The sequence below is a fragment of the Spirosoma flavum genome (genome assembly GCF_042686045.1).
Lineage (GTDB): Bacteria > Bacteroidota > Bacteroidia > Cytophagales > Spirosomataceae > Spirosoma > Spirosoma flavum.
This window is the reverse complement of sequence record NZ_JBHUOM010000023.1, coordinates 1,103,630-1,125,699: the sequence shown is the minus strand read 5'-3', so window position 1 is coordinate 1,125,699 and position 22,070 is coordinate 1,103,630. Positions and strand designations below refer to the sequence as shown.

The 22,070-nt window shown below is 48.3% G+C and carries 15 protein-coding genes; 5 read left to right on the top strand and 10 right to left on the bottom strand.

From position 1 onward, the window contains the following. Window positions 1-10: 10 nt before the first annotated feature. The 7 genes from ACFS25_RS25460 to ACFS25_RS25430 all read right to left on the bottom strand — a co-directional run bounded on the left by ACFS25_RS25460 (window position 11) and on the right by ACFS25_RS25430 (window position 13,255). On the bottom strand, window positions 11-3,001 hold the full coding sequence (locus tag ACFS25_RS25460) for a SusC/RagA family TonB-linked outer membrane protein (RefSeq protein ID WP_381506674.1): 2,991 nt from the start codon (window positions 2,999-3,001) through the stop codon (window positions 11-13). A 57-nt stretch (window positions 3,002-3,058) separates the two neighbouring features. Beyond that, window positions 3,059-4,306 carry a galactonate dehydratase gene (dgoD, locus tag ACFS25_RS25455; protein ID WP_381506671.1) on the bottom strand — a complete coding sequence of 416 codons (1,248 nt, stop codon included), beginning with the start codon at window positions 4,304-4,306 and terminating at the stop codon, window positions 3,059-3,061. A 102-nt stretch (window positions 4,307-4,408) separates the two neighbouring features. After that, entirely contained in the window at window positions 4,409-5,764 is a 1,356-nt protein-coding gene (locus ACFS25_RS25450; RefSeq protein ID WP_381506668.1) for an enolase C-terminal domain-like protein, read from the bottom strand. A 161-nt stretch (window positions 5,765-5,925) separates the two neighbouring features. Next, window positions 5,926-7,461: a SusD/RagB family nutrient-binding outer membrane lipoprotein gene (locus ACFS25_RS25445; RefSeq protein ID WP_381506666.1), complete on the bottom strand. Its 1,536-nt coding sequence runs from the start codon at window positions 7,459-7,461 to the stop codon at window positions 5,926-5,928. A 76-nt stretch (window positions 7,462-7,537) separates the two neighbouring features. Next, a complete protein-coding gene (locus tag ACFS25_RS25440) occupies window positions 7,538-10,684 on the bottom strand; it encodes a SusC/RagA family TonB-linked outer membrane protein (protein WP_381506664.1) in 3,147 nt (1,048 codons plus the stop codon). Between the two features lie 228 nt (window positions 10,685-10,912). After that, the gene (locus ACFS25_RS25435) at window positions 10,913-12,154 is read right to left on the bottom strand and encodes a mandelate racemase/muconate lactonizing enzyme family protein (RefSeq protein ID WP_381506662.1); all 1,242 of its coding nucleotides are present in this window, start codon (window positions 12,152-12,154) and stop codon (window positions 10,913-10,915) included. A 60-nt stretch (window positions 12,155-12,214) separates the two neighbouring features. Further along, a complete protein-coding gene (locus ACFS25_RS25430; protein WP_381506660.1) occupies window positions 12,215-13,255 on the bottom strand; it encodes a LacI family DNA-binding transcriptional regulator in 1,041 nt (346 codons plus the stop codon). 516 nt (window positions 13,256-13,771) lie between these two features. On the opposite strand from ACFS25_RS25430, the gene ACFS25_RS25425 reads away from it, so the two are divergent. From ACFS25_RS25425 to ACFS25_RS25415, 3 genes are read left to right on the top strand one after another with little or no spacing between them, the layout of a single operon-like run. Continuing rightward, window positions 13,772-14,509, top strand: a complete 738-nt coding sequence (locus ACFS25_RS25425; RefSeq protein WP_381506658.1) for a (Fe-S)-binding protein — start codon at window positions 13,772-13,774, stop codon at window positions 14,507-14,509. A gap of 11 nt (window positions 14,510-14,520) precedes the next feature. Next, window positions 14,521-15,897 carry a lactate utilization protein B gene (locus ACFS25_RS25420; RefSeq protein WP_381506656.1) on the top strand — a complete coding sequence of 459 codons (1,377 nt, stop codon included), beginning with the start codon at window positions 14,521-14,523 and terminating at the stop codon, window positions 15,895-15,897. Further along, window positions 15,894-16,478 (top strand): LutC/YkgG family protein, encoded by a 585-nt coding sequence (locus tag ACFS25_RS25415; protein WP_381506654.1) that lies wholly within the window; start codon window positions 15,894-15,896, stop codon window positions 16,476-16,478. Before ACFS25_RS25420 ends, ACFS25_RS25415 begins: the two co-directional genes overlap by 4 nt. Window positions 16,479-16,737: 259 nt before the next feature. Here the strand turns inward: ACFS25_RS25415 and ACFS25_RS25410 are convergent, their stop codons facing one another. The 3 genes from ACFS25_RS25410 to rpmH all read right to left on the bottom strand — a co-directional run bounded on the left by ACFS25_RS25410 (window position 16,738) and on the right by rpmH (window position 19,139). Next, window positions 16,738-18,396 (bottom strand): S41 family peptidase, encoded by a 1,659-nt coding sequence (locus ACFS25_RS25410; RefSeq protein ID WP_381506652.1) that lies wholly within the window; start codon window positions 18,394-18,396, stop codon window positions 16,738-16,740. An 82-nt stretch (window positions 18,397-18,478) separates the two neighbouring features. Then, complete coding sequence (locus tag ACFS25_RS25405) at window positions 18,479-18,868, bottom strand: ribonuclease P protein component (protein ID WP_381506650.1); 390 nt, start codon at window positions 18,866-18,868, stop codon at window positions 18,479-18,481. A gap of 103 nt (window positions 18,869-18,971) precedes the next feature. Further along, window positions 18,972-19,139: a 50S ribosomal protein L34 gene (gene rpmH, locus ACFS25_RS25400; RefSeq protein WP_381506648.1), complete on the bottom strand. Its 168-nt coding sequence runs from the start codon at window positions 19,137-19,139 to the stop codon at window positions 18,972-18,974. Window positions 19,140-19,281: 142 nt separating this feature from the next. Here rpmH and ACFS25_RS25395 point away from each other — a divergent pair, with 142 nt between their 5' ends. Both ACFS25_RS25395 and ACFS25_RS25390 read left to right on the top strand, forming a co-directional pair. Beyond that, window positions 19,282-20,895 carry a M61 family metallopeptidase gene (locus ACFS25_RS25395; protein WP_381506646.1) on the top strand — a complete coding sequence of 538 codons (1,614 nt, stop codon included), beginning with the start codon at window positions 19,282-19,284 and terminating at the stop codon, window positions 20,893-20,895. Between the two features lie 77 nt (window positions 20,896-20,972). Next, the gene (locus ACFS25_RS25390) at window positions 20,973-22,067 is read left to right on the top strand and encodes a glycoside hydrolase family 130 protein (protein ID WP_381506644.1); all 1,095 of its coding nucleotides are present in this window, start codon (window positions 20,973-20,975) and stop codon (window positions 22,065-22,067) included. The last annotated feature ends 3 nt before the right edge of the window (window positions 22,068-22,070 follow it).

The window sequence follows — 22,070 nt, the reverse complement described above, 5'->3', positions numbered from 1 at the left end:
GTTTAACGGGTTAAAAACCCAGGTTTAGGCCAATTGTGTAGGTTTTTGAATTCGGATAAGAGCCGTAGTCAATACCAATGGCCGTATCTGTAGCTGATCCAACGCTGCTCGATTCTGGATCGGGACCTTTGTATTTCGTGATCGTCAGGAGGTTCGTTGCACTGGCGAATACCCGTATGGTTCCCTTATTACGGATGAAGGACGCCGGTAGATTATACGAAAGGCTCACGTTCTTCAGCCGAACGAAACTGCCATTTTCTAGAAATCGGCTGGATTGGGTAAACGGCTGGTAGGTTTTCGTAAAGGCGGGCACATCAGATGTTTCGTTGCCCGGTCGGTAGTAGTCCCGGATTTCCGACAGAATGAATTGACGCGCATCCCCCGCGCCGGAAAGAGCGGCCGCTCTGGTGTAATTGAGCTTATCGACGCCGAATACGCCGTTGAAGAATACATTTAGCGTCAGTCCTTTATACGAGAAGGTGTTGTTCCAGCCACCCGTTAATTTGGGGAAAGCATGGCCTATGATCTTAAAATCATCTGTCGTAATCGAATTGTCGCCGTTGAGGTCTTCATAATGGGGATCGCCCGGAACCCGACCAAATTTAGCGGCAAGGTCGGCTTCATTCGGCTTAAATGTACCCAGGTAATTCAAGCCCCAATACGAGCCAAGTGGTTGGCCGGGCATCAGCATGAATTCGTACGTAGTGGACATGCCCGCTCCCACGCCCGTACCCGTTCCCAGCCGTTCCAGACCACCCAGGCTAATTACCTTGTTCTGCAACGTTGACAGGTTCAGGTTAGTCTCCCAGCGGAAACCACTCTGATCGATGGGTGTACCGCCCAGGGTAAATTCGAACCCTTTATTCTCAACTTCACCCACGTTTCTGGTCTGTGTACCACCCCCGGCATAGTTGGGCAAGGCTACGTTAAGCAGTAGATCGCTGGTATTTTTTTTGAAATAATCGACTTCGAATCGCAGTCGACCTCTGAAAAACTCCATTTCCAACCCCACATCGGTCTGTTTGGTTGTTTCCCACTTCAGGTTTGGATTTCCCTGATTTCCCTGAATAACACCCGCCACCGCTGCCGTATTGTTGAACGCAACGAAGGCTGTCGAATAAGGAGATAAGGTAGCATACGGTTGAATGGCCTGACTACCGGTCATTCCCCAGCTTCCTCTGAGTTTCAGGTTACTAAAGATGTTCATGTCTTTAATAAATTTCTCTTCGGATAAACGCCAGCCAAGCGCCAACGATGGGAAAACGCTGTATCGATTCGCCTGACTGAATTTGGACGACCCATCCCGGCGAACCGCTGCCGTTACCAGATACTTGTCTTTATAGGCGTAGTTTACCCGGCCCAGCATCGAGAGCAGCGTCCATTTCGAATAACCTGACCCTACAGAAGCAGCTGAGTTGGCACCGATGTTATTGTAACCCAGTTGTGGGAACGTCAAGCCGGTGGCGTTTGCTGTGAAGTTTTTGTCTGTAAACTGCTGTGATTCCAATACGGCAACTGCGCTAATCGAGTGATTACCTAACGTCACGTTGTAACTCAGGTTGTTGGTATTTTGCAGCGTTAACTGATCGGATGAATACCGCGACGCAGTGGGATTATTATTGGATAGTCGCTTGCCCGTAAAGTTTTCATTTTGGGCATTCAGGTAGTTAATAGCGTACTGAAGATCAAGGGTAAGCCCTTTAATGGGGAGCTTATAGTTTAGACCTCCATTCACATTAAACGTAGTGCGGTTTGCATCAACGGATTGATCGTACAGATAATCTAACGGATTACGATAGACGGAGCCCGTTGGATCTGTAAATGTAGGTTGACCATCGGAGCCGTAGGCGGGTGTAGTCGGTGCCCACGCCAATGCCTGAATGAGGGCTCCACCCCCGTTAGTATTGTGATTTTTGGATTTCGTACCCGATAAATTCAACCGCAGGGAAAGCTTATCATTCACCTGGGTATTTATGTTGGTTCGGAGAATATAACGGTTGAAATCACTATTCTGGACGATACCTGATTGATTTACGTAGTTACCCGAAATCAAAAATGTAGTTTTGTCACTACCTCCCGAAACCGTAACCTGGTGCTGCTGACCGTGGCCGGTACGGTACACAAGGCTCTGCCAGTCGGTGCCCCCATTTTGATTGAACCCCGCAATTTGATCGGTTGTAAACGGTTGATTAGATCCCGTAGCTGTAGCGCGGGCATTCACAATGGTGGCAAATTCACCAGCGGGCAAAACATCATACCGTTTGATAACATTGGATACGCTACCCTGACCTTCGTAGGTGACTTTGATACCTTTTGCCCCTCTTTTGGTTGTTATAATGACAACACCATTAGCCCCCCGACTACCATAAATCGATGTAGAAGCAGCATCTTTCAGCACCTGAAGGGTTTCAATATCGCTGGGATTCAGAAAATTGAAGTCAGCACCTATATACCCGTCAATAACATATAGCGGATTATTGTCACCTAACACCGAATTGGCTCCCCGAATCCTGATCCGGGCATCACCACCGGGGGCGCCGGTTGCCTGCGTTACCTGAACACCAGCTGCCCGGCCCTGCAAGACCTGGTCTAAGCGAGTGATTGGCTGTTGAGCAAAGTCTTTTGTCGAAATAGCCGTCAGGGCGCCCGTTACGTCGGTTTTTCGTTGTGTTCCATACCCAACGACGACAACTTCATTCAGCGTTTTTAAATCTTCCGCTAATTGGACATCAACAATAGAGCGCCCGTTAACGGCGACAGTTTGACTGGTGTAGCCAATGTTGGAAAAGACCAGCGAGGCCGTTCCTGCAGCGTTCAGCGCGAAATTACCTGAAGCGTCGGTAGCCGTACCCAATGTAGTGCCACTTACTTGTACGTTTACACCGGGCAGCCCCTGATTGTCGGGGCCGGTAACTTTACCGGTAATCCGGCTGCTTTGCGCAAAGGCATAACTTTGGCTTAGCAGCAAGAGTAAGAGAAAGAGTTTTACAGTTTTTCTCATGGTTGAAAATTGATTGTTATTAGGAATAAGGAAATTTAATTATCTTTAAGTACTTGTTTACCAGTCGACTACCGAACCGTCGAGGGCATTGTAGCTTTCCGGGTTTTTCCAGTCATGCCCTATTTTATCTTTCATCAGGGCTTCGTCTAGTTCAACGCCCAGCCCCGGTCCTTTAGGAATCATGACTGTACCATCACTTTGCAGCTTGAAGGGATTTTTCATGTAGCCTTCGCCCAATGAGACTTGCTCCTGTACCAGAAAGTTTGGTATGCTGGCCGCCAAATGCATGCCCACAGCGAGTGAGATTGGCCCCATCGGATTGTGTGGTGCAACGGGAACGTAGTACGCTTCTGCCATGCCTGCAATGAGTCGACCTTCGGTGATGCCACCAGCATGGCAGAGGTCGGGCTGTACGATGCTGACAGCTTTCTTTTCCAGCAATTCACGGAAGCCCCACTTAGTGAAAATACGTTCGCCAGCCGCGATGGGAAGGTGAGTGCCCCGAGCGATATCAGCCATGATATCCACGTTTTGCGCCTGACAGGGTTCCTCAATAAACATTGGCTGAAACGGCTCTAACTGCTTGATGAGTACCTTGGCCGTTTGGGGCGAAATGTTTCCGTGAAAGTCGATGGCAATGTCCATGTCGGGACCACCAGCTTCTCGCAACGACGCGAAATTGTCGACGGCGTATTTGATGAATGCTGGATTCTCGACAATGTTGGCCGGGTTTTTATGAGCAACGCCCGTTTTGATAACCGTATATCCTTCGGCCTTCCGTTTCTTAATGTCCTCCGCATTGCTGGCCCGACCGTAAACTCGAACACGGTCGCGGGTGGGGCCGCCCAGAAGTTCATAAACCGGTACGTTCAACAGCTTGCCTTTAATATCCCATAACGCATGGTCAATGCCGCTCAGGGCGCTAGTTAAAATTGGCCCTCCCCGATAAAAAGCATGTCGGTAAATCGCCTGCCAGTGGTGAACAACATGCCGGGGGTCTTTGCCAATCAGATACGGCTCTACTTCTTTGATGGCGGTTTGAATGGTTAGCGCCCGACCTTCGAGAAGTGGCTCTCCCAGACCAAAAACGCCAACATCAGTATGTATTTTCAGGAAAATCCATCGGGGTTTAACCAGAAAGGTTTCGAGTTTGGTAATTTTTACTTTGCTGTAATCGGCAAAATGTCCGGGGCTGGCAGAGTACGAAGTTTGCGGTAAAACCATCGTTCCCATGCCTGCTACGCCTAAAACGGACTGTATGGCAGAACGGCGGGATATGCCGGATTTCTTAGCTGGAGATTTCATTCGGGTTTGGTTAATATCGTGAAAGCTTTAATCGGTTACGCAATTTGGGGAATGTCGGGTAGTGTGGTTTGAGTACTCGACACCACCGACTTTCGAACCATACTAAGGCCGAATAATCGTGCCGTCCATCTTGCGCACCTGCCAGTTGGATTTGGTGCTGATGGGGTATTTGGCCGCTTCCTTCTCGTTGATGTCTACACCCAAGCCCGGCACCTCATTGACCGACATGTAGCCCTTGTTCATCGTTGGGCAACCACTGAATACCTCTTTCATTTTATCCGAAAACTGCACCGCTTCCTGAATGCCGAAATTCCATACCGCCAGATCGATGTGCGCGTGGGCCGCGTGACCCACCGGCGACACATCTCCCGGTCCATGCCAGGCGGTGCGGATGTTGAACCACTCGCCCAACCGGGCCACTTTCATCGCTGGGGTGATACCCCCAATCTGCGAGACGTGGATCCGAATAAAATCGAACCACTGGTTGACCATTGGCTCTTTGAACTCATTGACGTTGTTGAACAATTCCCCCATCGCAATGGGCACCGACGTAGCCTGCCGGAGTTGCGCAAACCACTTCATGTTTTCGGGCGAGAAGGGATCCTCAATAAAGAAAGGGCGATAGTCTTCCACCCGCTTAATCATGTTGATGGCCTCGATGGGCTGTACCCGTTCATGAATGTCATGCAGCAATTCAATCTCATCTCCGCACTGTTTTCGAACGACCTCGAACATCTTGGGAACAGATTTCAGGTAGAGTTGTACGTTCATGTAATTGTCCGTTTCGCCCCCAAACCCAGCCGTTTTAAAGTCAGGTTTATCAGAAGTAGCTCCCACGGCCCCGTAACCGCCCTGCTGAATGCGGATGTGCCGAAAGCCCTGCTCCATAAATTTCTTGACGCTATCGGCGGCTTCTTCGGGTGTGTTGCCGCCCGCGTGGGTGTAGCAGGGAATGGCAAAACGGACTTTGCCACCCAGCAGTTGATACACTGGCATTTTGGCCCGTTTGCCTTTGATATCCCACAGGGCCTGATCTAGTCCGCTCAAGGCATTGTTCAGCACAGGTCCGTTGCGCCAATACGAACTAACATAAGCGGCCTGCCACATGTCTTCGATGTTATCGACGTCTTTGCCGACGCAGAACTCGTTGAGGTAGGTATTAATAGCCACGATGACGGTTGCCGCGCGTTGGGTGAAGGTCGCACAGCCGAGTCCGTACAAACCGGGTTCGGTGGTTTCCACTTTCACCACAATCAGGTTGGACCCTTGAGGTGCGGTGGCAATGGCTTTCACGCTTTTAATCTTGACTGCTGGTGCGCCGACGGCGTACTGAGGTTTAGCTTGTTGCTCGCGGGCTTCGGCGGTAGACATGCCACCAAACAAGCCTAAGAGACTGGCCGACGAGCCGAAGCCCAGCATTTTTAACGTATCACGGCGGCTTTGATCAGGTTGATTCATGAGAGAAAAGGAATGGGTTGAGAAATTTGAATTGGTAGTTGATTTACATGTGAGCAGATATGTCGTGATGTCGGGTTCTTAAACCCGATACTTTGCGTCAGCAATTTTTCTTATCAGCCGTAGTGTCGGGTTCTTAAACCCGACATCACCACATACTTGCCTTACTTTTTATCCCACCAAACCCGCGTATCCAGCGTGTTGGGGCCCTGCCGGGTGATCGCTTCATTCAATTTTCCTGAATTGACGACAATCTCACTATCAGGGTATGGCATGCGACGGATGAAGTCGCCCTTTACCTCGGAGCCGGGGTATGGGTTTTTCTTTAACGCGGGAAAACCACTGCGCCGGAAATTCGCGAATGCCTCGGTGCCATCCAGGAAGGAAGCTACCCAGTATTGGGTATTAATCTGGTCCAGCGCCTTACTGGCATCCAGCGGATGAGCGTCCAGGTAAGCTTTAATACTTGCTTCCGGAATGGCTGAACCATATGACGCCATTTGCTCCAGGTTTGCCCGGATGCCTTTCGCAAAATAGTCGGCGGCTGTACCGGTTACCCATCCGCGAACGGCGGCTTCGGCCAGCAGAAACTGGGTCTGCGCGTAGGTAACATGGTATTCGGGGGCATCTAACTTTAGTACTGTCGTGAGGTTAACCTGCGTGAAGTCCCACAGACTGACCACTTTATTTTGCGCCAGTACCGTATTAATCGACACGTCATTATAGCCCACTGGCATACCAATTTGGACCGCCGGATCAGACGAAGCCCGTGGAGCTGTCTGTTCCTGACCGCCTTTGGCTCCTACGTAGCGTACGGCAAAAATGGGTAAACGAGGGTCGTTGTTCGCTTTCAGATAATCCACAAAGGGAGCTGCGAGGTAAAAGTTTGTTTTCTCGCGAGCCTGTAAGTGGTTGGCAATGTAGTTGTTATAAATAGCGGTGTGCCGGAGTGTCGAATTGTCGGCGTTTGATTGGAACACACCACCCGTTACGGCCTTTTTTACATACGTTTCGGCCATTGCCGGATCAACTTTGGTTAAACGCATGGCCGCCCGCAGCATGAACGAATACCCCAGCTTTTTCCATTTTGCTACGTCGCCACCGTACAGGATGTCCGTAACAATTGGCGGTTGCGCGGTAGTCAGACCCGCCGAAGCCTCGTCTAGTTCCTTCAGCAGGTCCTTGTAAATGTCCTGTTGTGCGTCGTATTTGGGCGTGATAATCTCCGTTGTATATCCTTGTCCCGCTTCAGAATAAGGCACATCTCCATACGTATCGGTAAGAATCATGAAGACGTAGGCTTTCCAGATACGGGCTGCATGATAGGTATTTACCTGTAGCGGATCGCTCTTGGTTTGGTCCAGCACAGACACCAGTTGCTTGAGCACATTTCGGTAGAAATTCTGCCACACCAGGGGCGTATTGCCACTGTTGACCTGATCGTAATTTGCACCCGAAAGCGAACTGCCGTAGGGCGTAATGATCTGCTGCACAATTCCGAAATTGTATGTCAGCATACCCAGCGTGCCAAACCCGTCGAGGTAGTTTGTGTTAATAATAGCCTTGTTCAGCACCATAGGAGCCGCCAGCGAAGTTGGGTCTACCTTGTTCGTGTTGATCTCGTCAAAGTCCTTATCACAGCTCGAAAGCAGGCTCAGCGAGAGGACCAGCGAAAGGGTGTATTTTATGGTTAGTTTCATGATTGTCTCTTGGTTTTTGTCATTCTGACAATAGGAAGAATCTTCGGTGCACTTCCTGAGGTCGATAGGACAAGGGTTAGAATCTAGCGTTCAGGTTAAAGCCAATGCTACGAGTTGGTGGCAGTCCCGGCCAGAAATCCAGCCCCACAGAATTGTCCGATGAAACCAGCGCTTCTTCCGGGTCCATATTTTCGGTCCATTTCTTGATAATTAGTACGTTGTTAGCTACCCCATTCAATCTTAACCCTTTGATGAACAGATTCTTGGGTAATAATTTGGTGAAATCGTATCCCAGTGAAATTTGCCGTAGTTTCCAGAATCCAGCATTGTTTACGAAATCTTCGTTGATACCCAGTGGGTTTATGGATTCGTAGAAGGGTTGCACAGCCGCTCTGGTCTTGTTGATTTCTCCATTCGGATTAACTCCATCACCAATTACGTAGCCCACATCCCGGCCCGGCAGCGTCCGTTTCGACAGGCCGTGACGCATATAGTTGATGTTACGGCCCGAAATCATTTTGTGGCCCAGTTTGAAATCGATCAGGAAGGACAACGACAAGCCTTGATACGTGATCGTGTTGGTGATACCGCCAAAGTATTTCGGCAGGGCATTCCCCACATCCACCAGTGTGTTGTTACGTAGCGGCATTCCACTGTTTTGATCGAATACCTTCCGTCCCTGCGCATCACGCAGATAGGTGAAGGTGTATAACTGTCCAATAGGTTTACCCACCACCTGATTTAACACCCGACCGCTTCCTCCGCTTACCGTAATGACAGTATCGTTTGGCGACAACCCTAATTGCAGCACTTTGGAGGTATTGTAGGACGCATTGGCACTCACATCCCAGCGGAATTTTGACGTAACAACGGGCGAAAATGTCAGTAACACCTCCAGACCCTGATTCATACTTCGGCCAACATTAATCAGCTTGCTGGTATAAGAAGAGGCATCGGAAATCTGAGCGGCCAGAATCTGGTCTTCAGTCGTTTTGTGGTAATAGGTAAAATCGAAGCCTACCTTATTATTAAACAGCTTCAACTCCAGACCAACTTCGGCTTCCTGAATACGTAGCGGACGCAGGTTTTTGTTCGGAACCTGCGACGCGTTTATGCCTCCCACCGGCACGAGTTGGCCCGACGGATTGGGGAACGAGTTGTTATCTACCTGGTAGAAGAGCGCGTTGGAATACGGGTCTACGTTGTCTGATCCGACCTGCGCATAAGCCGCCCGTAACTTCCCGAACGACAGCCAGGCGGGTAACCCTTCGAACGCCTGCGAGAATACAAAACTGCCGGTGACAGATGGGTACAGAATACTGCGGTTAGACGGAGCAAGGGTCGAGAACCAGTCGTTGCGGGCCGTTGCCGTCAGGAACAGGAAATCCTTGTAGGAGATAGTGGCGGCCCCAAACAGGGAGTTAATCTTCTTCTCCGACAGCGCGTAAATTGGGTTTTTAATCCGGCCATTGGCTACTGTATACAGACCTGGCTGTATAAAATCCTGCACCGTTACGCTATTGTAGTCAATACGCGCATACCGTGCATTGCCACCCAGCGTTACGTCCACGCCGATATTTCCGAACGTTTTGTTGGCCCCTAAAATGAAATCAATGTTCCGTTCGGTATTCTGGCGTACATCCTGTGTGTATGAGCCGTTTACGTAGCCAACGGGCGCTTTGGCAATAGGCGCGTAACCGTTAGGGATATTGTAATCCTGGTTGCGTATATAAAAGTCCTGCGCAATACGGCCCTGCAAATACAGCCAGTCAGTGAACTGGTATTTAAGGGCAACGTTGCCAAAAAGCCGATCACGTTTGATATTCTCAAAGTGATGGCTCATGGAATAATACGGGTTGTTGCGTACCAGAAAGCGGGCTATCGAAAGTTCATCGCCATTGGGTAATGTCTGATTGTCCCGCAATGCTTGGAAAGGCATGGAATTGGCCAGTGTGAACACGACCGTCGACACCGCAAAGTCCTGAGCGTTTACCTGGGGCGGGTTGACATTATTCTCCTTCGAGTAGTTGATGTTTCCAGATACGGTTAGTTTGCTGGTGATATTCTGGGAGAAACCCAGGTTAATCACTTTACGATTGAAGGTATTATTCTCCATAATCCCCTTATTCTCAGTGTTGCCGAATGACATGCTGAAACCGCCATTTGCGCCGTTGTTCGCTACGGTTACAGTGTTGGTAAAGTTGGTGCCGGTGCGGTAAAACTGCTTCACCCGATTGTAGACTGGTTCGTAAGGATAGGTTTTGTTATCGAACAGAACCTGCGTCATGCCCGGCTGAAACTTCTCGCCGAAACTCCATACGCCCGAAGATGGGAAAGCTGTCGTTGGTCGTACACCACCTTCGCCTTGCCCGTATTCGTACTGAAAATCAGTGTAATCCAGCGGGGTATCGGTCGTGAGATTGGTGTTGTACGTTACGCCGAATCCTTTGCCTGCACCCCGGCTTTTGGTCGTAATCATCACCACACCGTCTTTGGCGCGTGATCCGTACAAAGCGGCTGCTGTGCCTCCTTTTAGTACGGTCATGGTTTCAATATCGTCGGGGTTGATGCTGCTCAACCCATCGCCCCCGTCGGAACTGTTGACGGGCAGGCCCGTATTGCTACGGGCGCTGTAATCGCCCCCGAGGGAGCTGTTGGAATTGTCGATCGGTACGCCATTCACAACAATCAGTGGGTTGTTCTGCCCGCTGAACGACGACTGGCCACGAATACGAATCTTGGCCGTTCCAGCGGGTCCCGTTCCCATTGTGGTAATATTAACCCCCGCCATTTTGCCCTGTAGTCCGCTTATGAAATTGGGCGTTCGGTTGGTCGATATCTGGTCGGCATTGACCGTTGCCGTCGCATACCCCAGCGTTTTCGACTCCCGCTTGATGCCGAGTGCCGTAACAATTACTTCATCAATAGCTTTTGAGTCTTCCGCCAACTCTACATCCACAATAGAGCGATTGTTGACGGGAACAGTCCGACTTACGTAGCTGATATAGGAGAAAACGAGCGAAGCGGTGGCAGGTGCGTTAATCGAGTAATTACCATTAGCATCGGTTGCAGTACCTACCGATGTACCGCCGACCAGTACATTTACGCCGGGTAACCCCTGCTTATCGGGGCCGGTAACTTTACCAGTAACGCTGTTTGTTTGAGCAACCGTCAGGCCGCTACTAAACAGCAAATAGAAGAGAAATATTAGAGGTTTTTTCATGTGTTTGAAGGATTAAGGTAAAGGACAATAAGGTAAAGTGCTCTAATTATATTAATGGTTAAAATTGATATAGTTATAATTTCTGACGGTTTCGGAAAAAGATGCCCAACCCAATCGTGATACTGGGATTTAGGCATTCCTCACTATGCTTTTATAATCAATCTTCAGGTTGTAACTCTATTTACTCTTGCTAAACGCGGACGGTAAATGATGTCCCGCTTGGTAGATTTACCAGTTATGGATGGCACCATCCGGGCTTCTCAAAACCGGGTGCGGGAATGGCGTTTTAGCGGTAACCTCCGTAACAAACGTTGCTTTCTTGGGATCGAATTTGACGCCTAATCCTGGCTCTGGATTCAGGTATAACTTGCCGTTTTTAAAATTTATAAAGTCCTCATTAAAGTAAGCGGGCCGCTCCGGTTCGCCACCGCCTAATTCCATCAGGCAACGGTTTGGGCTGCTGGAACCTAGTACATGCACCAGGGCAGCCGTGGATAGGGGTCCTGTAAAGTGCGGAATCATGCCTACGTAATGCGTCTCGCACAAAGAAGCGATCTTTTTGAATTCGCCAATTCCACCCGTATTGGGTAAGGTAACGCGCGTATAGTCAATCAGACGCTGCTCGATAAACTCATTAATGTCCCACCGGTCACCGAATTGTTCGCCAACCGCAATAGGTACAGTGGTCATCTGACGTACCGTTTTATAGACGGCCGGATTTTCTGACCGAACGATATCCTCTACGAAATAAGGCTCCAGGTTTTCCAGGGCTTTACATATTTTGACGCCCTCGGTGGTATCAAATCGGGTATGTAAATCGAGTGCCCATTTTCCACCTCCACCAACGGCGGCATCCATTCGTTTGCAGAGTTCGATTGTCTTTTTCGCATTGTCGTAAAAGTCAAAAGGCTGCTCGCCATTGCCACCGGTCGGACCAATTCGGTACGCTCTTAAGCCTGCTTCTATACAATCTCTTGCCCGTTCTTCTTCAGTTTTGGCTTTTGATGCCCGAAAACCGGTGGCATAACATTCAACATAGTCACGGGTAGCCCCGCCTAGTAACTCGTAAACGGGTACGCCTAAGGCTTTCCCCTTTAAATCCCACAGGGCCATTTCCAACGCTCCCAGCGCGTGCAGTTTTTCCCGACCGGGGGGATAGAACATACCCCGGTACACGTTCTGCCAGATGTGCTCGATGCGAAAAGGATCTTCGCCAATTATCATCTGGGCGCACTGTTCAATCATGTCTTTAGAACCACCTTCGCCAATACCGATAATTCCGCCGTCGGTATAGATTTCAACAATGCCGCGAGCCTGGTTGAAAAGAGGTTTATTGTAACCGGGGGCGCTATAATATCTGATTTTGGTAATTTTTAGTTTGGGCGCGGCCTTAACTAGGCTTGTCGGCAAACCGGCCCAGACGGCTGTAGAACTGACTAAAGCGGATTTTAGGAAATTTCTTCGTTGCATATAGGTAAGGAAAAGGAACAATCAAGATAGCTGCTTAAACGATTAAGCAAAAGGCTAAAATTAAGTTGAAAGGCTATATTTTGTTTTTGAAGATGCTCGTACAATCAATTCTGCTTTCATTAATATCTGTGCCGGTTCGTTTAGGTTGTTGGTCAATTTTTTGACTAACAGTTCAACCGCTGTTTGGCCTAGTAACACAATTGGCTGCTTCAGGTAGGTTATAGGACAATAGTAAAGTTCGAACACTTCAGCCTGTCCAAAACTGACGATTGCCAAATCCTCCGGCACCTTCAGCGATAGTTTAGTAATATGCTTCAACCCACTGACAGCTAGGCTATACGTAGCAAAAAGTACAGCATCGACGGGTTGAGTAGAAGCAAGCATTTCATCAATTGCGGCTTTCACTCCATTCTCAATGTTATTGATTTTGACCTTCTTCAACCAAGTTTCCTGAAAGTCAACTTTGTTATCCCTTAGCGAATCCTGATACCCTCTTATCCGTTCCTGCATGTGAAAAAGATGCGAGTCGTACGCGATCATACCAACACGTTTATACCCATTTTTCACTAAGTGTGTACCAGCATCATAAGAGGCTTTGTAATGATCTGTAGAAACAAAGTCGGTTGGTATTTCCGGAAAGTACCGGTCTAACAACACAAAGGGAATATTCTTGTCTTTTAGGTCGTGGATTTGTTGTTCGGAATTTTCTGAGGATACAATAATGAAGCCATCGATCTGCCTGTTAATTAACACATTGATCAAGTCCCGCGACTTGTCTGCATTTTCGTCTGAACTACCAATAATGACCGTATAGCCATTTCGTTTCGCTTCATCTTCAACTACCCTGGCTATGTTAGCAAAAAACGGGTTTGATATATCGGCGATAATCAAACCAATAGTGTGTGTTTTTCCGCTCCGTAAACTCTTCGCCAAATGGCTTGGCTGGTAATGTAACTCAGCGGCTATTTGCTTAATCTTTATCGCGATCTCCTGTCCAACCCGACTCTCTTTTTCTTTGCCATTCAGAACATACGACACCAGAGCTGTAGAGACACCTGCTTTTTGTGCTATATCCTTTATAGACACCTTTGTCTTACTCATGCCATCTATAAATGATCTGGCTCACGATGGTCTATCAGTAGAGCTACTTTATGTAATAAAGTCAAACAAATATAGGCTTAATCGTTTAAACCAACCAATAACTATTAATATTATTGATATTTCTTGTTTTATTTTTAGACAACAGGTGTTGGATTTTGTATGTTATGAAGCTCACATTACCTAACAAGTAGCATTTCTGCACTATTCATGCGCATTGTTTCAAACGGTGATGTAATCTCACGTACGCGTCAACGTGACTGGACATGGTGCGAAATATGGAAGATAGCCATGTGTTCCAAAATAGGAAAATCCGTAAAAATAGTTATTCGTTGAATGAGTCATAACGTAAAAGCCGGATCGGACGAAACCACAAGTCGAGTGATAAATGTTGTAATAGTGTTGACTTTAAGTAGGAGAGTACAGGACGGTTTTAGGCCGATACTGCCTACTTTTGTCAATGAATGGTGCCCTGTTTTTTCAATGATTCAGAAGGGTAATTTTTAGTCTGATTAGAACATGAAAGTTGGTCTGTTTATCCCTTGTTACATTGATCAGTTTTATCCGCAGGTGGCCATTGCTACGCTGACATTGTTGGAAAAAGTAGGGTGCGAGGTGTCGTATCCACTTCAGCAGACCTGTTGTGGGCAACCAATGGCTAACTCCGGCTACGAATATTTGGCGGGGGGCTGCAATGAGAATTTCGTACGCAACTTTGCCGACTTTGACTATATCGTTTCGCCGTCGGGAAGCTGCACGTTGCATATCAAACACCACCTGCACGCGGCCAATGAAGAGGATGCAACAACTATCCGTTCCCGCATTTACGAACTCACTGAATTTCTGACGGATATACTACATGTATCCACCTTAAACGCTACGTTTCCGTATAAAGTCGGATTGCATCAAAGTTGCCACGGTCAGCGCGGGCTAGGGTTAGCACAGATGTCGGAGTTGGTCGTTTCCCCGCCTTTTTCGAAGCCAGTACAATTGCTTAATTTAGTAAATGGTCTGGAATTAGTGCAGCTCGACCGGCGCGATGAGTGCTGCGGATTTGGCGGCACTTTCTGCGTAACTGAAGAAGCTGTTTCGGCCAAAATGGGCAAAGATCGCGTGGCTGATCATCTGCGTCACGGCGTCAACTACATTACCGGCGTAGACGTATCATGCCTGATGCACATGGAAGGCATCCTGAAACGGGCTAATTCTACCGTACAGGTTAAACACATTGCAGAAATATTAACGGCTACGATTTAACGTACAACTCAATGAACAGTCTTACTCTAGACCACGCTGACGCAGCTACTGAGTTCAATAAAAACGAAGCCAAAGTCGATTGGCACGACGAAACACTTTGGTTTGTGCGCACCAAACGTGACCGGGCCGTGGCACTGGTGCCCGAATGGGAACAATTGCGCGAGGCCGCATCGCAGATAAAAAATCATGTGCTGTCGAACATGCATGATTTGCTGGTGCAGTTTGAAGCAAATGCCATCCGAAATGGTATTACGGTTCACTGGGCAGCCGATGGTGACGAGCACAATGCAATTATCCATAAGCTTATACAACAGGCAGGGGCTACCCAAATGGTCAAGTCAAAGTCGATGCTGACCGAGGAATGTCACCTCAATAAGTTTCTGATCGAGCATGGTATTGACGTAATTGATAGCGATCTGGGCGAACGGATTGTGCAGATGCGGGGGGAGCCACCCTCCCATATCGTTATGCCTGCCATTCATTTAACCAAGGCGGAAGTAGGCGAAACCTTTCACCAGCACCTCGGTACAGATAAAGGAGCAACCGACCCCCAATACCTGACCGAAGCTGCCCGTCAGCACCTGCGCGATACATTTCTGACGCGTAAGGTGGCTCTCACAGGCGTTAACTTTGCCATCGCCGAAACGGGTGGATTTGTTGTCTGCACCAATGAAGGTAATGCCGATATGGGCGCGCATCTTGCCGATGTTCACATTGCGGCTATGGGTTTTGAAAAACTCATTCCTCGTGCTGAACATTTAGGTGTATATCTAAGGCTGTTGGCCCGTTCGGCTACTGGTCAGCCGATTACAACGTTTTCCAGTCATTTTCATCGTCCTCGTCCGGGGCAGGAGATGCACATCGTTATTGTGGACAATGGCCGTAGCCGTCAACTGGGGCGACCCGATTTTCGCAATTCGCTGAAGTGTATCCGATGTGCAGCCTGTATGAATACGTGTCCTGTTTACCGGCGGTCGGGTGGATTTAGTTACCACAGTGCTGTTGCTGGGCCAATTGGCTCTATTTTGGCTCCAAACCTGGATATGAGAAAAAATGCTGATCTACCATTTGCTTCTACGCTTTGCGGGTCGTGTTCTAATGTCTGTCCGGTGAAGATTGATATTCACGACCAGCTTTATAAATGGCGGCAGGTGCTCATGAAGGAAGGGTATGGTCCGAATTCCAAAACCGTTGCTATGAAGGCTATGGCTACTGTGCTGGAATCGCCCCGTTTGTACCGAATGGCGGGTAAAGTAGGGCGGGGTGTGCTACGATTTGCGCCTATCGCGGTCGAAAACCGCCTTAATCCCTGGTACAATCAACGTGAAATGCCCGAACCACCCGCCGAAAGTTTCCACGATTGGTACATTAACCGTAAAAAAGAATGACCACCCGCGACCAGATGCTGGCCAACATTCAGGCTAACCAGCCTTCATTGTTACCCTTGCCAGAGCAGTTCACGTTTACATCTTTGTTCCCTGACCTGACGCAGCAATTCATTGATGTGCTGACGTTTGTTGGTGGAGTAGCCGTTGTTGTGCCAGACTATGCGGCTATTAAAGTGCATTTACAGCAACAGTATCCTGACTTGACAAACGTAGCAACGACCTGCCCGGACCTGGCCGACCTCGCCGATGTGACGCTAAATGTTGTTGATCCGCATGAACTGTCCGGACTAAATCTGGCTATTATCGAAGGGCCGTTAGCAGTGGCTGAAAACGCGGCTATCTGGGTTGATGAGCGTCAACTACCTCAACGGGTAGTGCCCATGATTACGCAATATTTAGTCATTATCATTCGGCAATCAACTATTGTTGCCAATATGCATGATGCCTATAAGCAACTGCGGGTTGATGAAACAGGCTTCGGAACGTTTATTTGTGGTCCGTCTAAAACCGCCGACATTGAGCAAAGTCTGGTGATTGGGGCACATGGTGCCCGGTCACTGACGGTTTATATACTGCCTTGATGAAAAATGGACCGCTAGCCTTTATGACTGTTAGATGCTTTTATGAGTTTATCAAATACCGTAAAGCCATAAGTAGTAACTACCACCATTGCGATGTTACGCAGTTTATTTTACAAGCCTTCGATCCCAAGGCTCGTGAAGACAGGTTGGGAAAAGGAAATTTATAGTCTACCTTAAAATGACGAATGCTCAAAGCGCTGACGCCTATCTGATAGATAGGCGTCAGCGCTTTGAGCATTTTAAAAAGCTGCTTAGTTTTTTACTTTCCTTTCAACATTGTGCCGTATCGGGGCATGTCTTTGAACAGATCAAGAGCGGCTTTCATTTCGGGATCCGTAGCAAATGAGGCTTCTTTAAGACCCTTTTGCAGGTAGTAATGTCCCGCTATTTCCTGCTCCAGTAATGTTTTCAGTTCAGGCTTAAACGTGTTCAAGTCAGCGTCTTTGCTATGCGACATTTTAGTTTTGAGCGACTTTAACTGATCCTGAATCTGGTCGAAATACTTCTCTTTCTTAGCCGAGGCTTCGAGCGTTCCGAGGTCTTTTTCAACCTGCGTTGTATAATCATATTCTTTGTCGCCAAGCCACTTGGAAAAATCACCATACTCGGCATCAGTCAGGTGAAATTCGCGGGCAGGCTTGATGCTTGCGTGGTCGTGGCGATATTTCACAGCGTAGTCAAAAATAAGTCCCTTATTGGTCAGGCTAATAGCAACAGGCGACGGTGTTTGGGCTTCGACGACGACATCCGGTAAAACGCCACCCCCATCATAGACTACCCGACCAGCCTTAGTTTTAAATGCAGTTTTGAGCGAGTCAGGAATCTTGCCAACGCTGCCGTCGGGATTGCGGTGACTATAATCAATGGCTTGAATGCATCGACCACTTGGAATGTAATATTTCGCCGTCGTGATCTTTAGTTTGGTATTGAACGACAGTTCGCGTGTTGTTTGCACCAGCCCTTTTCCGTATGTGCGCTGGCCTACCAAAACACCCCGGTCGTAGTCCTGAATGACGCCTGATACGATTTCAGCTGCCGATGCACTGTGGCTATTTGTCAGAACGACAATAGGCATTTCTAGGTCTAACGGTGGGTTTAGAGCCGTGTAAGTCTTATTCCACTCCGTCACTTTGCCTTTCGTTGTCACAACCTCCGAATCTTTCGGAATAAAGATGTTGGAGATGTCGATAGCCATGTTGAGCAATCCGCCTGGATTCTCGCGAACGTCGAGAATGAGTTTTTTCATACCCTTGCCCTTTAGTTCCTGAAAGGCGGTACGCACTTCCCGGGCGGCTGTTGCCGTAAAGTCTTTGAGATCAATGTACCCAACATCTTCGGATACCATGCCGTAGTAAGGTACGTTGGTCATCTTCACCACATCCCGAATAACACTAAGCTCTACGGGATCCTTTTGTCCGTATCGACGAACCGTTAATTTTACAGCCGTATTATTCTGGCCTTTTAATAGCTTGCCAGGGTCAGCATCTTTACGACTTTTCAGGTCTACGCCATCTACTTTAACCACTTCATCGCCAATTTGCAACCCCGACTTTTCGGCTGGCGTACCTTCATAGACCATCAGCACAATACTCTTGCCCTGCCGCTGCCCAATGAGTGCCCCGATACCATTATAGCGACCAGTGGTCATGGTCATGTAATCCTCGATCTCGTCTTCTGCGAAGAAGTTTGTGTAGGGGTCAAGGGATTTCAGCATCGCATCAATGCTGGTCTTGACCATGCGGTTCGGATTTATTTCATCTACATAATATAGATTAAGTTCTTTGAACAGCGTAGCATAAATATCGAGGTTACGCGCTATCTCGAAAAAGCGGTCGTCGGTTTTGAACGAAAAGAAACTAATACCGCCCGCCACGAGGATCGAGGAGGCTAGTACAGTAAAGCGTTTGGAGAAGCGCATAGAATGAGTCGTTAACGGGTTGCCGCAGCAGTCTTGAGTTATCAGTCCTGAATGGACAGGAGTATAAACGGAAAACGGCTAATTAGCGATTGATTACTTTCTTCAATGCTAATTTCATACCTTTTTCTATCTCTTCAAACGAAATTATTTGTTTGGCGGTATAAAGAAAAGCAATGTAGGCGGGGGGTGTAGTTTCCAGGCCCATTATGAGCTTGTTAAGTCGGTACGTTTCCCGCACCCGCCGACGAATAATGTTCCGGTCAACGGCTCGTTTAAACATTCGCTTGGGAACGGTAATGACAATAGCGGGCAGGGGTGACTCGCTGTCTAGAGGGGTTTCGGATTGGGGAATATAGAGCACCCGAAACGGAAAAAGGTAGAACGTCAGCACGGACGCACTACCTTTTTTAAATAATTCACTCAGAATTTTTTTGCTGCAAAGTCGCTCGGATTTCGTAAAGGTTTGCGGCATGCAATAGCGGTTTGTAAGTAGTGATTAGTGCTTAGCGATATACTATAGCTACTGACCGAACTGGCGTTCTCGCGCACGGCGGTTCCGCACCAATCACAAGCTACTACAGTTTAAAGCGTTCGCCTTTCTTCTCATCCGAGACAGTCAACTTGTGGCGACCTTTGGCGCGACGGCGAGCTAGAACCTGACGGCCATTAGCAGAGGCCATCCGCTCACGGAAGCCATGTTTGTTTTTCCGCTTCCGGTTCGATGGTTGGTACGTTCTTTTCATGATATATATTACCTAAAACCTTTATTTTTCCAAATGAGTCCGCAAAGATAGGGCAATGACTGCATTTTACCAAGCGTCAATTCATAAAAACGATTTGATTAACTGGTAGTTACTTTTGTAAAAAATACAACCTGATACGCATATGTACTATCGCCTGTCTATTGACCGGACCGCCGGACCGCAAACGACCTCCCACTACATTGCTGTTGAGGCTCAATTAACTGATATTACGACGTTAGAGGTTGATTTACAGTTACCAGCCTGGCGTCCGGGCCGGTATGAGTTGCAGCAGTTTGCGAAAAATATTCAGCGATTCGATGTGGTTGATAAAGAGGGTCGAGCATTACCATTTCGCAAAATTACGAAAGATCGTTGGCGGGTGCAGACCAATGGTGTCGCCGAATTGACCGTCCGCTATAATTATTATGCCCTGTTAGCAACGCCTAACCTACTCAATGCGGGGAGTAGTTTCGTGAGTGAGACGCTTCTATATGTCAATCCGGTGAATCTTTGTCTGTATGCTGAGGGACGCATTTCGGAGCCGTGTACACTCGAGTTGGCTATTCCCGATAGTTGGACGGTGGCCTGCGGACTATCGCAGTCCGACCTCAAACAGACTGGTACCCGAACGCTTTTAGCCGCCGACTTTTACGAATTGGTAGACTGCCCACTAATCGCTGCACCAGTTATACAGCATATTCAGTATGAAGTTGGTGGAGTTGCCTTTCATGTCTGGATTCAGGGGGGTCGGCGAACGGATGGCGATTTTACGTTCAATGCCGAGCGAATCATACAGGACTTCAGCCGGTTTTCGGCGAAACAACTTGATTTGTACGGCGAATTTCCTGAACAGGAATACCATTTTTTGACGCTGATTTTGCCCGTACCGTATTATCACGGGGTTGAACATCGTAATTCAACAATGCTTGTACTCGGGCCGAATGACGAAGGGGAGGGGTTATATCAGGACTTACTGGGTGTATCGTCGCACGAGTTATTTCATGCCTGGAATATTATTCGCATTCGGCCAACCGAGTTGCTACCGTATGATTTCACGCAGGAAAACTACTTTCCAACCTGTTTTGTAGCTGAGGGCGTAACAACTTATTATGGAGATTTGATGCTTCGGCAGTCAGGTGTTTTTACCGATGAAGCGTATTTGAAAGAGTTACAGGTATTGTTTAAACGACATTTTGAGCACAACGGGCGCGCGTTTCAGTCACTTACTGAGTCGTCGTGGGATTTATGGCTGGATGGCTACGACAAGGGTGTTCCCGATCGTAAAGTGTCAGTTTATTACAAAGGGGCTATTGCAGCGTTAATCCTGGACCTGCACATTCGCCGATTAACCAACCATAGCCGTTCATTAGATGATGTTATGCGAATTATGTGGGAGCGTTTTGGAAAGCTATTCGTGGGCTACACGCTTGATGATTACCGGGCTGTAACTGAATCTGTTGCGGGTGAATCACTGGCTTGGTATTATGACTTGTGTATTTTTGGCAACCAGCCACTCGAAACAAAGCTGAACGAATATTTGGCTTGGGTAGGCTTACTAATTGCTCACGAAGAATCCGGCCCCGATCAGCCTGGTGGTATTCGATTACTGGAAATAGATGCGACTCATAGCGATGAACCATCCAGTCGTCAGCAACGGGCTAAGTGGTTTGGCAGTAAGCTCACAGAACCCCAAAACGAAAACCATATTGGCCCAGTACCGGAAGAGAAGCTCGGTAAAAACGTAGTGGCAAAATGACCACAAAGTCAGGCCACGCTGGCAAGAGTCTCGCGCAGTCCCCGTTCAAAAAACCTTTACCGATTTACCTAATACATATGATAAAGCGCTTATCGCTCTTATTTCTTTTCCTACCGAGTTTTCTACTGGCCCAGCCGAAACTCGAAAAGCCGTGGATGCTTGGCCCATTTCGGAAAGAGAACGCCCATAATCCAATTTTAGATGCTAAAGCCAGCACGACTTTCGAATGCCCGGTGCGGAAACAAACCGTTCGGTGGGAAGAGAAAGACGTATATAATCCGGCAGCGGTAGTGCGAAGTAACAAGGTGTATCTTCTTTATCGGGCAGAAGATACCGTCCGTCGCGTTGGTGGAACATCGCGGCTGGGGTTGGCGATTAGTACGGATGGGATTCACTTTAAACGAATGCCGAAGCCAGTTTTTTATCCTAATAACGACCCCATGAAAACCTACGAGTGGGAGGGGGGATGCGAAGACCCGCGCGTTGTCGAAAGCGCCAACGGGGTATACGTGATGACCTACTCTGCCTACGATGGCGATAAGGCCCGGCTCTGTGTGGCTACCTCACATGACATGATAACCTGGCATAAACAAGGGCTGGCTTTCGGTCAGGCTGACAACGGGAAATACCGAAATAGCTGGTCCAAATCGGGGGCTATTGTGTGCAAGCGAGTGGGAAGCCGCCTGGTTGCGCAGAAAATAAATGGTAAGTACTGGATGTATTGGGGCGACCAACCTCAACTTCGGCTGGCTGAATCGGACGATCTATTGCACTGGACACCTTTGGAGACTAGTAGCGGGCAACCTATTGTCGCAGCCGAGTCCCGGAAAGGTACGCATGATGTTCGTCTGATTGAGCCTGGGCCATATGCTATGCTTACGGCCAAAGGTATCCTTCTGATTTACAACGGAATGAATGACGCCAAGAATGGAGATGTAAACTTACCCGAAGGTGCCTATGCGGGGGGGCAACTTCTGTTTGACGCGCACAATCCAGCTAGATTACTTGACCGTTCGGAGACGTATTTCATTAAGCCTGACCAACCTTATGAGATGCAGGGGCAGGTTAACCAGGTTTGTTTTCTGGAAGGCATGGTCCCTTTTCAGGGGCGCTGGTTTTTGTATTACGGCACGGCTGATTCCAAAATCGGTGTAGCTACCGCGAAGCAGTAAAAT